13 protein-coding genes are annotated in these 12807 nt (G+C 59.3%); 3 read left to right on the top strand and 10 right to left on the bottom strand.

Annotated features, from left to right (window positions below; genetic code table 11):
- Positions 1–60: 60 nt before the first annotated feature.
- The 6 genes from Q4481_RS13500 to Q4481_RS13475 form a co-directional block, all read right to left on the bottom strand.
- On the bottom strand, positions 61–462 hold the full coding sequence (locus tag Q4481_RS13500; protein WP_304376896.1) for a F0F1 ATP synthase subunit epsilon: 402 nt from the start codon (positions 460–462) through the stop codon (positions 61–63).
- A 65-nt stretch (positions 463–527) separates the two neighbouring features.
- Positions 528–1961 carry a F0F1 ATP synthase subunit beta gene (gene atpD, locus Q4481_RS13495; protein ID WP_304376895.1) on the bottom strand — a complete coding sequence of 478 codons (1434 nt, stop codon included), beginning with the start codon at positions 1959–1961 and terminating at the stop codon, positions 528–530.
- A gap of 22 nt (positions 1962–1983) precedes the next feature.
- Entirely contained in the window at positions 1984–2862 is an 879-nt protein-coding gene (locus tag Q4481_RS13490; RefSeq protein WP_304376894.1) for a F0F1 ATP synthase subunit gamma, read from the bottom strand.
- Between the two features lie 27 nt (positions 2863–2889).
- Positions 2890–4419 carry a F0F1 ATP synthase subunit alpha gene (gene atpA / locus Q4481_RS13485; RefSeq protein WP_304376893.1) on the bottom strand — a complete coding sequence of 510 codons (1530 nt, stop codon included), beginning with the start codon at positions 4417–4419 and terminating at the stop codon, positions 2890–2892.
- Positions 4419–4979 carry a F0F1 ATP synthase subunit delta gene (locus Q4481_RS13480; RefSeq protein WP_304376892.1) on the bottom strand — a complete coding sequence of 187 codons (561 nt, stop codon included), beginning with the start codon at positions 4977–4979 and terminating at the stop codon, positions 4419–4421. The genes atpA and Q4481_RS13480 overlap by 1 nt, the downstream gene beginning before the upstream one ends.
- Before the next feature lie 266 nt (positions 4980–5245).
- Positions 5246–6028 carry a hypothetical protein gene (locus tag Q4481_RS13475; RefSeq protein WP_304376891.1) on the bottom strand — a complete coding sequence of 261 codons (783 nt, stop codon included), beginning with the start codon at positions 6026–6028 and terminating at the stop codon, positions 5246–5248.
- 68 nt (positions 6029–6096) lie between these two features.
- On the opposite strand from Q4481_RS13475, the gene Q4481_RS13470 reads away from it, so the two are divergent.
- Positions 6097–6834 carry a hypothetical protein gene (locus Q4481_RS13470; RefSeq protein WP_304376890.1) on the top strand — a complete coding sequence of 246 codons (738 nt, stop codon included), beginning with the start codon at positions 6097–6099 and terminating at the stop codon, positions 6832–6834.
- A gap of 19 nt (positions 6835–6853) precedes the next feature.
- Here the strand turns inward: Q4481_RS13470 and Q4481_RS13465 are convergent, their stop codons facing one another.
- Positions 6854–9061, bottom strand: coding sequence for a primosomal protein N' (locus Q4481_RS13465; protein ID WP_304376889.1), 2208 nt, complete (start codon positions 9059–9061; stop codon positions 6854–6856).
- Between the two features lie 84 nt (positions 9062–9145).
- Here Q4481_RS13465 and fsa point away from each other — a divergent pair, with 84 nt between their 5' ends.
- On the top strand, positions 9146–9799 hold the full coding sequence (gene fsa, locus Q4481_RS13460) for a fructose-6-phosphate aldolase (RefSeq protein WP_304376888.1): 654 nt from the start codon (positions 9146–9148) through the stop codon (positions 9797–9799).
- Positions 9800–9892: 93 nt separating this feature from the next.
- Here the strand turns inward: fsa and Q4481_RS13455 are convergent, their stop codons facing one another.
- Positions 9893–10561, bottom strand: a complete 669-nt coding sequence (locus Q4481_RS13455; protein WP_304376887.1) for an HAD-IA family hydrolase — start codon at positions 10559–10561, stop codon at positions 9893–9895.
- Between the two features lie 187 nt (positions 10562–10748).
- Here Q4481_RS13455 and Q4481_RS13450 point away from each other — a divergent pair, with 187 nt between their 5' ends.
- Complete coding sequence (locus tag Q4481_RS13450; protein WP_304376886.1) at positions 10749–10982, top strand: hypothetical protein; 234 nt, start codon at positions 10749–10751, stop codon at positions 10980–10982.
- 78 nt (positions 10983–11060) lie between these two features.
- Here Q4481_RS13450 and Q4481_RS13445 read toward each other — a convergent pair whose 3' ends face one another.
- Entirely contained in the window at positions 11061–11885 is an 825-nt protein-coding gene (locus tag Q4481_RS13445; protein ID WP_304376885.1) for an amino acid ABC transporter permease, read from the bottom strand.
- A gap of 18 nt (positions 11886–11903) precedes the next feature.
- The gene (locus Q4481_RS13440; RefSeq protein ID WP_304376884.1) at positions 11904–12701 is read right to left on the bottom strand and encodes a basic amino acid ABC transporter substrate-binding protein; all 798 of its coding nucleotides are present in this window, start codon (positions 12699–12701) and stop codon (positions 11904–11906) included.
- Positions 12702–12807: the final 106 nt, after the last annotated feature.

Genomic DNA, 12807 nt, shown 5'->3' with positions numbered 1-12807 from the left:
GGGGCAAAAAACAAAGCCCCCGCTTTCGCGAGGGCTTCAAATCAGTGCGATCATCGAGGCTCAGGCTGCGACAGCCGAAAGACCCTTGAGATCGGAAATCAGCTGCTGGATCTTGGTCCTGCCTTCATCGCTCTGGGCATTGGCCAGATCAGACTCCGCAAGCGCCACGCGCTTCTCCAGCACGGCCTTGGTGAAGTCGGCCATTGCATAGGCTGATTCGGCCAAAATGGTGCAACCGCTTGGCAGCACATCGGCAAAACCGCCGAACACCACATACTTGCTGGCCTGTCCGGCAGCATCCTTCACCGTCAGGACACCCGGACGGATCGTCGTCATGAAGGGCGAATGATTGGCCATGACGCCCATTTCGCCTTCCGTCGCCGGCAGGACGACTTCGGTCACCTTCGCCGAAACGAGCAGGCGTTCGGGGGAAACCAGTTCAAAATTGAAGCTATCAGCCATGGTCTACCACGCTTTCATACAGGAGACGGGTGGACGCGGAAATATCCGCGCCCGAACCCTGTTCATCAGGCGGCTTCGGCAGCCAGCTTCTTCGCCTTCTCGACGGCTTCTTCGATGGTGCCGACCATGTAGAAGGCGGCCTCCGGAAGATGGTCGTATTCGCCGTTGACGAGGCCCTTGAAGCCCTTGATCGTGTCTTCGAGCGAGACGAACTTGCCCGGTGCGCCGGTGAAGACTTCAGCAACGTGGAACGGCTGCGACAGGAAGCGCTCAACCTTACGGGCGCGGGCGACGGTCAGCTTGTCTTCTTCGCTGAGTTCGTCCATGCCGAGGATGGCGATGATGTCCTGGAGCGCCTTGTAGCGCTGCAGCGTAGTCTGCACCTTGCGGGCGACTTCGTAGTGCTCTTCGCCGACAACCATCGGGTCAAGCATACGCGAGGTCGAGTCAAGCGGGTCAACGGCCGGATAGATGCCCTTTTCAGCGATCGAACGGTTAAGAACGGTCGTTGCGTCAAGGTGAGCAAACGAAGTTGCCGGTGCGGGGTCGGTCAAGTCGTCGGCCGGAACGTAAATGGCCTGAACCGAGGTGATCGAGCCCTTGGTCGTGGTGGTGATGCGTTCCTGCAGAGCGCCCATGTCGGTAGCGAGCGTCGGCTGATAGCCCACGGCCGAAGGAATACGGCCGAGAAGAGCCGACACTTCCGAACCTGCCTGGGTGAAGCGGAAGATGTTGTCCACGAAGAACAGCACGTCCTGACCCTGGTCGCGGAAGTTTTCAGCGATCGTCAGACCCGACAGAGCGACGCGGGCACGGGCGCCCGGCGGTTCGTTCATCTGGCCGTAAACGAGGGCGCACTTGGAGCCTTCGCCGCCGCCCTTCTTGTTGACGCCGGATTCGATGAATTCATGGTAAAGGTCGTTGCCTTCGCGAGTCCGTTCACCCACGCCAGCGAACACCGAATAACCACCGTGCGCCTTGGCGACGTTGTTGATCAGTTCCTGGATGAGAACGGTCTTGCCGACGCCGGCGCCGCCGAACAGGCCGATCTTACCACCCTTGGCGTAAGGAGCGAGAAGGTCGACGACCTTGATGCCCGTGACAAGGATCGCGGCTTCGGTGGACTGTTCCACATATTCCGGAGCCGGCTGGTGGATGGCGCGACGGGCGCTGGTGGCAACCGGACCGGCTTCGTCAACCGGCTCACCGATCACGTTCATGATACGACCGAGCGTTTCATCGCCAACCGGAACCGAGATCGGAGCACCGGTGTCGCTGACCTTCTGGCCGCGGACGAGACCTTCGGTCGAGTCCATGGCGATGGTGCGAACAGTGTTTTCGCCGAGATGCTGGGCAACTTCGAGAACGAGGCGGGTGCCGTTGTTATCGGTTTCCAGTGCATTGAGGATCGGCGGCAATGCGCCTTCGAAAGCGACGTCGACGACGGCGCCGATGACCTGGGTCACCTTGCCTACGGAGCCTTGAGCTGCATCAGCCATTGTGAATTCCTCTTTCTTTCGATCAGAGCGCTTCCGCGCCCGAAATGATTTCGATCAGTTCCTTGGTGATCTGCGCCTGACGCTGGCGGTTATAGCTGAGCGTCAGCTTATTGATCATCTCACCGGCATTGCGTGTCGCATTGTCCATGGCGCTCATCTTGGCGCCCATCTCGCCGGCGACATTCTCGAGCAGAGCCCGGAAGATCTGTACCGTGATGTTGCGCGGAATGAGTTCGCCGAGAATGGCGGAGGCATCCGGCTCGTAATCGTAGATCGCCGCACTTTCCTGTTCGCCAGCCACTGCCGGCGCACTGGCCGGGATCAGCTGCTGAGCGGTCGGGATCTGCGAGATGACCGACTTGAACTCGGAATAGAAGAGCGTGCAGACATCGAACTCGCCTTTTTCGAACAAGCCGATAACCTTGCGGCCGATCGATTCAGCTTCCGCATAACCGATCTTCTTGACTTCGCGCAAATCAACGCGGTCAATGATCAGGCTGTTAAAGTCACGACGCAGAATATCGTAACCCTTCTTGCCAACCGTAACGATCTTGACCGTCTTGCCCTGAGCAAGAAGCTTGCGGGTATGATCGCGCGCCAGACGCGCGATCTGGGAGTTGAAGCCACCGCACAGGCCGCGTTCAGCCGTGCAGACCACCAGAAGGTGGACCTGGTCCTTGCCGGTGCCCGTCATCAGGGCCGGAGCATCACTGTCACTGCCAACCGCCTGGGCGATGTTGGCAAGAACGGCGCCCATGCGCTGCGAATAGGGCCGGGCGGCCTCGGCCGCCTCCTGCGCACGCCGAAGCTTCGCCGCGGCGACCATTTTCATCGCCTTGGTGATCTTCTGCGTCGCCTTGACGGAGGCGATCCGGTTTTTCAGATCCTTGAGAGAAGGCATCCGTTTTCCGTCCTAGCTTGGGTTCGATCAGGCGAAGGTCTTCGAGAAGGTGTCGAGAGCTGCCTTCAACTTGGCCTTGGTGTCGTCGGTGATCTGCTTGTCGGTGCGGATCGCATCGAGGATCGCCTTGCCTTCCGTGCGGAGGTAAGCGAGCAGAGCCTGCTCGAACTTTCCAACAAGGTTGACGGCGAGCTTGTCGAGGTAGCCGTTGACGCCGGCGAAAATCACCGCAACCTGCTCTTCCGTCTTGAGCGGCGAGAACTGCGGCTGCTTGAGAAGTTCGGTCAGGCGCGCACCACGGTTCAACAGACGCTGCGTCGCAGCATCCAGGTCCGAACCGAACTGGGCGAAGGCGGCCATTTCGCGATACTGGGCGAGTTCACCCTTGATCGAGCCGGCAACCTGCTTCATGGCCTTGATCTGGGCCGAAGAACCGACGCGCGAAACCGACAGACCGACGTTAACGGCCGGACGGATGCCCTGATAGAACAGGTCGGTTTCGAGGAAGATCTGGCCGTCGGTGATCGAGATCACGTTGGTCGGAATGAAGGCCGACACGTCGTTGCCCTGGGTTTCGATGACCGGAAGAGCGGTCAGCGAGCCGGCGCCGTTGTCGTCGTTGAGCTTGGCAGCGCGCTCGAGCAGACGCGAGTGCAGATAGAAAACGTCGCCCGGATAGGCTTCGCGGCCCGGCGGACGGCGCAGCAGAAGCGACATCTGGCGATAAGCAACGGCCTGCTTGGACAGGTCGTCATAAGCGATGAGGGCATGCTTGCCGCTGTCGCGGAAATATTCGCCCATGGCGCAGCCGGCGAACGGTGCGAGATACTGCATCGGAGCCGGGTCCGAAGCGGTTGCTGCAACGATGATCGAGTACTGCAGCGCGCCGCGCTCTTCCAGAACCTTCACGAACTGGGCGACGGTCGAGCGCTTCTGGCCGACAGCGACGTAGACGCAGTAAAGCTTGTCACCTTCCGGACCATTGTCGTGGATCGACTTCTGGTTCAGGATCGTGTCGAGCAGGATAGCAGTCTTGCCGGTCTGACGGTCGCCGATGACGAGCTCGCGCTGGCCACGACCAACCGGGATGAGGGCGTCGATAGCCTTGAGGCCGGTCGACATCGGCTCATGAACCGACTTGCGCGGGATGATGCCCGGAGCCTTCACGTCAACGCGAGCGCGCTTGGAAGCGTTGATCGGGCCCTTGCCGTCGATCGGATTGCCGAGCGCGTCGACGACGCGGCCGAGCAGTTCCGGTCCGATCGGAACGTCCACGATGGCGCCGGTCCGCTTGACGGTGTCGCCTTCCTTGATGTCGCGGTCCGAACCGAAGATAACCACACCGACATTGTCGGCTTCGAGGTTGAGCGCCATGCCACGGATGCCGCCCGGGAATTCGACCATTTCACCGGCCTGAACGTTGTCGAGACCGTAAACACGGGCGATACCGTCACCAACGGACAGCACCTGACCGACTTCGGAGACCTGAGCCTCCTGGCCGAAATTCTTGATCTGGTCTTTGAGAATTGCGGAAATTTCCGCGGCCCGGATATCCATCAGCCGACCTCTTTCAGTGAAAGCTTAAGGGTAGAGAGTTTCGTACGAAGCGACGTGTCGATCTGACGCGAGCCGACCTGAACGATCAGGCCGCCGAGGATCGACGGATCAACGGTAAGGTTGATGGTTACGTCTTTTCCGGTGACGCCCTTCAGCGCCGCCTTCAATTCCTGTTCCTGCGCCGAAGACAGCGCATGCGCCACGGTGACCGAGGCCGATATTTCGCCGCGATGACGCGCATGGATCGCCTTGAAAGCGGCGATCATGCCCGGAACCGCAAACAGACGGCGGTTCGATGCGGCGACCTTGATGAAATTTCCTGCGAGGCCGGTAATGCCTGCCTTGTCCAGAATGGCGCTGATTGCGTTCAGCTGATCTTCCGACGAGAAGACCGGGCTCTTGATCAGACGCTTGAGATCGTCCGAACCGTCGATCATTCCCTGAACAGCATCGAGCGACGCTTCAACTTCGGCGACGGCGCCGCCCTCAAGAGCGAGCTCGAAAAGTGAAGCGGCATAACGCTCGGCCACGCCGGAAACGGATTGCGAAGAATCTGCCACGCCTTGAGTTTCCCTGATCTTCACAAAATCCTAGTGTTACGCTCTTGCGCTTCACTAAGACTCTGAAATTGTTGCATTTTAAATGGACGCGAAAGACCCCTTGTCCATGCCCCCATAAAACCCGCTTGCCGTCTAGCATAGCTCGTTTGGACTCGCAACACAGGAAATTGGCGAATATCGCCTCACTTTCGCATTTCTTTGCCATGGGAAAGCATCGAAGATTCCCGCTCGCGCAAAATTATTTCGCAGGGGCGTTCAAAACGCGATTACATCATCGAGGAAACATAACGGACAAAGATTGCCGCAACGACAACCTGAAGAAGAAGTGCGGCCAATCTGTAACCGTAGTAGCCGCGATCGAAAATCAGGCCGACCAGGCGGCCGACGACGGCCAGCAGAAGTGCACCCGCCATCCCGAGCTCTGCCATCGGATTGGCAAAGAGAAGACCCGAAAACGCCAGACCGACGAGGAATCCACCGCCTGCCCGGATCGAGGACAGCCGCACCGCTTCTCCTCCTTCACCCACGAGGCCTGTTGCTCGGGCGGCAATTCCGGGCGCAACCAGCATCAGCAGGCCGAGCGTCACAAGCGCCCAATAGGCAAAGAAGACCAGCAGTGCAGCACTTTCTGCCGGCATGATGATCGCCTGCTCAGGATCGTAGATATCGAAGAAGGATTGAAGTGCGGCAACAGCCAGGCCACCCTGCAGCACAAGCATAGCAAGGTCGGCAACGGGCGTCTGGCGATCGATGATAAGCGAGACCATGCGACCAAAGAATGACGCGGCTAGCGCGCAGCCGACGACCACATAATTTACCGGCTGATCGAACATCAGGGCGATGAGGCCAAGCCCCAGAATCAGGGCGCCTGCAGCCCGAAATTCGCTCATGCCGGTAAAGGGTGGCAGACGGCGCTCCAAACCGACGAGACGCCCGAACAGGCCCGGCACGACCAGGAGCAGAAGTCCGATCACCAGCAACAATCCCATCGCGATGAAAGCGACCTGCGCGCCTGTCTCATCCGGAAAGACCGGCAAGGAAATTTCCATCGGCGACCCTCTTAAATGCCCGATTATCCACTCTATATGGCATAGAGCCAACCAAGGGGGAATCTCTGTTGCGTCGACCTTTGCAAATTCTCGCAAGCATCGTTTTCGTTCTGACGACGATGTCCATCGCCGCCGCCGCCATTCCGGGACCCCAGCGGATGTTGGCGCCACAGCTCTACGGAATGACCGAAATCGCACCTGGCGTCTACGCCGATCGACCGGAACGATCTGATGAAAAGTTAGCGGCGATCCGCTACGCGGAAGAAAAGATGCGGGGATTTTTCGGGACGCTAAAAGCCTCACCACGCTATGTTCTCTGCAGCGAAATGGGCTGTGAGAAGACCTTCGGCTTCAATGGCAATACGGCGCAGGCCTTCGGATGGCAGATCGTCCATTTGCCACCGCGCGCCTTTGCAGAGAGGGGGCTCGACCGGATCCTGATGACCCACGAACTGTTTCACGCCGAGTTACTGGTCCGTTGGGGCCCGACGGCATTGTGGGATGAAAAGATCCCCAACTGGTTCAACGAAGGCATGGCCTCCTATCTGTCTGGCGACCACCGGATTTCGCTTTTCCATGATGAGGAGACCAAGGCCTGGATCCGCAAATCCCGCGGTTTCTATGATTGGTCGACATTCCTGGCTGATCGCGGATGGAAACGCGCCTATGGCGCCGCGGCCGCCAATGTAGCCGATATTGATCATGCCATCGGCAAGGACGGCCTTCTGACATTGATCGACCGCACTATTGCGGGTGAGGATTTCGATACCGTGCTCACTGAGATGAAAGCACATCGGAGCCGATGAAAAGGAGATGTGTCCCCGACTACAAAAAACTCTGAGGATCGATGTCGATCTGGACATGGAGCGAGGCGCGCTCCTTCGGACCATTCTGGATCATGGTACTGACGAAGCCCTGCATATCTGCGCCACGGCGGCCGTGAACCAGCAACCGGAAGCGATAGCGACCGCGCACCAGCGCCAGCGGCGCCTCTGCCGGACCCAGGACCGAGATGCCCGATACCGGCGGTGCTGCCTGACGCAGCCCACGGGCATGCGCTTCGGCATCGGCGCGACTGTCTGCCGAGATGATGATGGCCGCCAGCCTTCCGAACGGCGGCATCAGCGCCTTTTCCCGTTCGACGATCTCGCGTTCGTAGAACATTTCCGGATCACCTGAAACGATCGCCTGCATGACCGGATGCAGCGGCTGATAGGTCTGGATCAATCCGTGGCTCTTGAGACCTGTTCGACCAGCACGACCCGTGACCTGCGATAGTAGCTGGAACGTCCGTTCAGCCGCGCGTGGATCGCCGTTGGCGAGGCCGATATCGGCATCGACGATGCCCACCAGCGTCATGTTCGGAAAGTTATGACCCTTGGCAACCAGTTGCGTGCCGATGACGATGTCGGCCTCGCCTTTGGCAATCGCCTCGAGCTCCAGCCTCAATCGTTTGACCCCGCCGGACAGATCCGACGACAGCACGATGATGCGGCTTTCGGGAAAGGATTTTTCCACCTCCTCGGCGATCCGCTCGACCCCCGGACCGCAGGCAGCCAGATGATCGAGCGTCCCGCATTCTGGGCAGGCATCCGGTGTCTTTTCGTTATGGCCGCAATGATGGCACTGCAAGATGCCGCGAAAGCGATGTTCGACCAGCCAGGCCGAGCAATTGGGGCATTGGAACCGGTGCCCGCAAACCCGGCAGAGCGTTAGCGGCGCATAACCGCGCCTGTTGAGGAACAGGAGCGATTGTTCGCCGCGTTCGCGCGTCTTTTCCATCGCGCGCAGCATGACGGGTGAAAGAAAGCCGCCACGCGCCGGCGGATGGCGCCGCATATCGACAAGATGCAGATCGGGAAGCGCGGCTCCACCGAAACGGCTGCGCAGATGAATGTGACTGTAGCGGCCCTGATCGGCATTGACGCGGCTTTCGACCGATGGTGTTGCCGACACAAGGACCACCGGAAACTGACCGATGCGCCCGCGAACCACCGCCATGTCGCGGGCGTTATAGAAAATCCGGTCCTCCTGCTTGTAGGCAGGATCATGCTCTTCATCGACGATTACAAGACCGAGATTGTCGAACGGCAGAAAGAGCGCCGAACGGGCGCCTGCCACCACGCGGACCTGGCCTTCGCCCACCTGACGCCAGACTTTTTCGCGGGTACGCGGCGCGAGATCGGAATGCCATTCGGCCGGCTTGGCGCCGAAGCGGTCCTGAAAACGCTCGAGAAAAGCTGGGGTCAGCGCAATTTCGGGCAACAGGATCAGAACCTGGCGCCCGAGCTTGAGAGCCTCGGCCACCGCCTCGAAATAGACTTCCGTCTTGCCCGAGCCGGTTACCCCGTCAACAAGAGAAACGGAAAAGCTGGCCGAACGGACCGCAGCAACCAATTGATCAGCCGCATCCCGCTGGTCGCCCTCAAGCGGCGCTGCGCCATAATCGGGATCCGGCAAGGCGGTGACCGGTGGTGGCGGCAGAAAGACCGGCTCGAACACGCCCTGCGCGACGAGCCCGTCGATAACGGATGTCGAGACGCCGGCAGCATGGGAAAGGCCGGAACGTGTCCAGGCGGGTGCCTCTTCGGCAAGCGAAATCACCCGCAATCGGGCAGGTGTCTGCCGCTCGGGCCGCTGGTCGGTGAGCCGCAACCCTTCGATCATCGGCTCCGGATCGAAGGCCGCCGGTGCCCTGAGCGCCATGCGTGCAACAAGGCCGGGCGGCGACAGCGTATAGGAAGCCACCCAGTCGAGAAAACTGCGCATGTCTTTGGTCAGCGGATGGCAATCGAAAGCGGCGGTAATCGACTTGAGTTTCTTCGGATCGACCTTGTCGTCACTTTCGCCTGCCCAGACGACCCCGAACACCTGACGCGGACCGAGCGGCACCTGCACGATGGAGCCGGCCTCCACATGCATGCCATCCGGCACCACATAACTATAAGGCTTGGCGACCGGCAATGGCACCATAACCGGCACCACCCTGACCTCACGCGGGGCGCCAAACAGATCGAGCGAATCTTTTCCCATGGCTGGCGACCTTGCACTTGCTTTTGACGAAAGAAAACCGCAAAGAGGTTTTAAAACGATCCAATAGATAGGGAGTGCACGGTCATGAAATTCTTTGTCGACACCGCCGACGTGAAGGACATCAAGGAACTCAACGACCTCGGCCTTCTGGATGGCGTGACCACCAATCCGTCGCTGATCCTGAAATCGGGCCGGGACATTCTGGAAGTCACCAAGGAAATCTGCGGCATCGTCGAAGGCCCGGTTTCCGCTGAAGTGACGGCCATGGACTATGACGGCATGATGCGCGAAGCCGCCGTTCTCGCAAAGATCGCCGACAATATCTGCATCAAGCTGCCGCTGACGCTCGATGGCCTCAAGGCCTGCAAGAACCTCACTTCGGACGGTCACAAGACCAACGTCACGCTCTGCTTCTCGGCCAACCAGGCCCTGCTGGCCGCCAAGGCCGGCGCGACCTTCATTTCGCCCTTCATCGGTCGTCTCGACGATATCGCAATCGACGGCATGGACCTAATCCGCGAGATCCGTCAGATCTATGACAATTACGGCTTCGAGACCGAGATCCTCGCCGCCTCGATCCGCACCGTCAATCATGTCAAGGAAGCCGCCCTGATCGGAGCCGATGTGGCCACCGTTCCGCCGGCAACGCTCAAGGCTCTGGTCAAGCATCCGCTCACCGACAAGGGTCTCGAGCAGTTCCTCGCCGATTGGGCCAAGACTGGACAGAAGATCGGCTGATCAACCGACATAGCGCATAGACAGGAAACCCGGATGGTCGCCATCCGGGTTTTTTCATGCCCTGGGAGAGCGTTCGAACTGGCAGGAAGTGCTCTAAACTTGGACAGGAACGATTCTTAGCCGAGCGTCGCTTGTCACATCAAGCCGAAGCGAGAGATAATTCGGAACCGTGCCATGCATGGTATCGAGCGGATGCTGATGGGTCGCGGTTATGACCATGACATCGGCGCCGGCCGCTTCGGCCGCCGCAATACCCGCCGGCGCGTCCTCGAACACCAGGCAATCGTCGATTGCCACGCCGAGCCGTTCAGCGCCGAGAAGAAAGCAATCCGGTGCCGGCTTGCCATGCACCACATCCTCACCGCTGACGATCGTTTTCGGCGGATGAATTCCCGCAGCTGCCAGACGCTTCAAGGCAAGATCGCGTGTCGCCGAGGTGACGATCGCCCAGCGGTCTTCTGGAATCGCGTTGAGGAAATGCATGACCCCGTCGATTGCAAGGATACCGTCTGTATCCTCCATTTCGCCGCGCGTGACCCATTCCACCTCGAGATCGAGATCGATATCGGGCAGGTTCTGACGCCGGATGGTTTCCCTTGCCTTCACGCCGTGAATGGTCGGCAGGAAGGCAGCCACATCCAGACCATGGCGTCGCGCCCATTCCCCCCAGACACGTTCGGCTGCCGCGATCGAACTGAGCAGGGTGCCATCCATGTCAAACAGGAAGGCGGAATAGGATTTGCCGGCCAGGAGTGCGTTCATCGATCGATCCTCGTTAGGGCTTCCGATTGGCCCTCGAACTGAAAAATGTCAAGCCCGGGCACTTTTTCGAGCCCGGCCGGACGCCTGTTCCCGAAGTGACAGCGCGTGGACTGCGAATATGGGACAAACACATCAACAGAGGGCGTTGATCCAGCCCGGATCGCCCGGCAAACCTGAGGAGAATGTCATGAAAAAGTTCCTGATCGCCGCTACCGCAGCCGTCATCGGCACCCTGTCTTTCGCATCCGTTTCGGAAGCCGGCTGGCGCCACCACCACCGTCACCATGGCCATTTCGGCATCGTTGTCGATCTCGGACCGCGTTACATCGTTGACGCCTACCCGACCTGCTTCGTCAAAAAGACCGTCCGGTTCGATCGCTGGGGCAACCGTTACATCAAGAAGGTCAAGTACTGCAACTGAGACCGATAGCACACGGTCATCCCCAGACCCGAAGCTTCAAGACAAGGCCCGAGACCTCCAGCTCGGGCTCTTGTCTTTTCAGCGTTGCATAGGAGCCTGGCGCATCCGCTTTTCGACCTGGCGAAGAATGAGCGAGAGGCCGATCGTCAGCACCAGATAGACATAGGCCACGATCGAATAGGTCTCGAAGAAGCGAAACGATCCCGATGCATAGACCTTGCCCATCTGGGTGATATCGGCAACGCCGAGGACGGAGACGAGCGAGGAATCCTTGACCATTGCCACGAAATCGTTCGAGAGCGGCGGAAAGATGACCCGCAGCGCCTGCGGAAAGATGATAAAGCGGAAGCGCTGGAACCGGCTGAGACCGAGCGCCTTGGCCGCCTCGATCTGCCCCTTGTCGACAGACTGGATACCCGCACGGAAAATCTCTGCAATGAAGGCGGAATAGGCAATCATCAGCGCGATGATGGCGCGCCACATCAGCGACACGTCCCGCACCAGAAGCGCATCCAGATATCCATGCGCGATCAGCGGCGCAATGGCCGCGTTATAGGCGTAGACGAAGCCCGGCGCGCCGACGAAGGCGATGTAGAACAACAGCACCAGGACCGGAATGCCGCGGATGACTTCGACATAGAAGCGGGAGAACTGTCTGAGGACGAGATAGTCCGACAGGCCGAGAAGGGCGATCGCCAGCCCGAGCGTTGTCGCCAGAACGAAGCCGACGAGCGTCACGAAGATGGTGATTCCCAAGCCCTTCGCGACGGTATTGAAGACCTGCACGTAAAGATCGCTCGCAACGATGGCGAGGCCGACCCCTGCGAACAACGCGATAAGGGCGATCAACCACCATGGAAAATCGCCCTCGGAAGACTGTTTTGAACCGTGTTGCACGGCCATTGCTTAGGGCCGCAAGCCCTATTGGCCCATCTTGTAGTCCAGGAACCACTTCTTGTTCAGAGCATCGATGGTTCCGTCAGCCTTCATCGAAGCAATTGCCGCGTTGATCGGCGCGACCAGATCCGAGCCCTTGGGGAAGATGAAGCCGAAATCTTCAGTGCCGAGAGGCCCACCGACCAGCTTCAGGCCGCCGTCAGACGCATCGACATATCCCTTGCCGGCGGTTCCATCTGTCAGAACCACGTCGACATCGCCAGCCTTGAGAGCCTGAACAGTGGCGCCGAAGGTCTCAAACAGCTTGATGCGCGAATTCTGCTCGTTGCCATCCAGCACCGAATAGACTGCAGTGTAAAAGGGTGTCGTGCCGGGCTGGGCACCAACGAGACCATCCTTGAATTCCGCAAAGGTCTTGGCATCGCTGAAGCGGCTCTCATCGCCACGGACCAGCATGAACTGCTCGGAGCGCATGTAGGGTTCGGAGAAATCGACCTTTTCCTTGCGGTCTTCCTTGATGGTGATGCCGGTCATGCCGATGTTATACTGGCCATCGGACACGGACTGGATCATCGCATCCCAGGAGGTGTTCTGATATTCGACCTTGAAATTCAGCCGCTTGGCGATTTCGTTCATCGCATCATATTCCCAGCCAATCTGCTGGCCGGTCTTGGGATCGACGAACTGCAGCGGCGGGTAGGCATTCTCGGTCACCACGACCACCTTCTTGCCGCCGAGATCGGGCAGATCGGACGCAAAGGCGGCAAAGGGTGACAGGGCGAGAAGAGCAAGACCGGCAAGCATGCCGCGGCGAAGGATCATGATACTGACTCCGAATTTTTTGTGGCGAATGAAACTGTCACAATCATCCGCGCGATTGCAAGGGAAGATTGGTTCGAATCTCCGGCCATTTCCGCACTGTTTTTCC

The organism is Fluviirhizobium alvei (assembly GCF_030551875.1).
Lineage (GTDB): Bacteria > Pseudomonadota > Alphaproteobacteria > Rhizobiales > Rhizobiaceae > Rhizobium_E > Rhizobium_E alvei.
The sequence above is the reverse complement of the archived record's forward strand: the minus strand, read 5'-3'. Positions and strand labels throughout refer to the sequence as shown.

Excerpts from the sequence above, each read along its gene's own strand:
- Q4481_RS13465 (WP_304376889.1), bottom strand. The coding sequence starts at position 9,061 with ATGGGAAAAGATTCGCTCGATCTGTTTGGCGCCCCGCGTGAGGTCAGG.
- Q4481_RS13455 (WP_304376887.1), bottom strand. The coding sequence starts at position 10,561 with ATGAACGCACTCCTGGCCGGCAAATCCTATTCCGCCTTCCTGTTTGAC.
- fsa (WP_304376888.1), top strand. The coding sequence starts at position 9,146 with ATGAAATTCTTTGTCGACACCGCCGACGTGAAGGACATCAAGGAACTC.
- Q4481_RS13475 (WP_304376891.1), bottom strand. The coding sequence starts at position 6,028 with ATGGAAATTTCCTTGCCGGTCTTTCCGGATGAGACAGGCGCGCAGGTC.
- Q4481_RS13490 (WP_304376894.1), bottom strand. The coding sequence starts at position 2,862 with ATGCCTTCTCTCAAGGATCTGAAAAACCGGATCGCCTCCGTCAAGGCG.
- Q4481_RS13500 (WP_304376896.1), bottom strand. The coding sequence starts at position 462 with ATGGCTGATAGCTTCAATTTTGAACTGGTTTCCCCCGAACGCCTGCTC.
- Q4481_RS13450 (WP_304376886.1), top strand. The coding sequence starts at position 10,749 with ATGAAAAAGTTCCTGATCGCCGCTACCGCAGCCGTCATCGGCACCCTG.
- atpD (WP_304376895.1), bottom strand. The coding sequence starts at position 1,961 with ATGGCTGATGCAGCTCAAGGCTCCGTAGGCAAGGTGACCCAGGTCATC.
- Q4481_RS13440 (WP_304376884.1), bottom strand. The coding sequence starts at position 12,701 with ATGATCCTTCGCCGCGGCATGCTTGCCGGTCTTGCTCTTCTCGCCCTG.
- atpA (WP_304376893.1), bottom strand. The coding sequence starts at position 4,419 with ATGGATATCCGGGCCGCGGAAATTTCCGCAATTCTCAAAGACCAGATC.
- Q4481_RS13445 (WP_304376885.1), bottom strand. The coding sequence starts at position 11,885 with ATGGCCGTGCAACACGGTTCAAAACAGTCTTCCGAGGGCGATTTTCCA.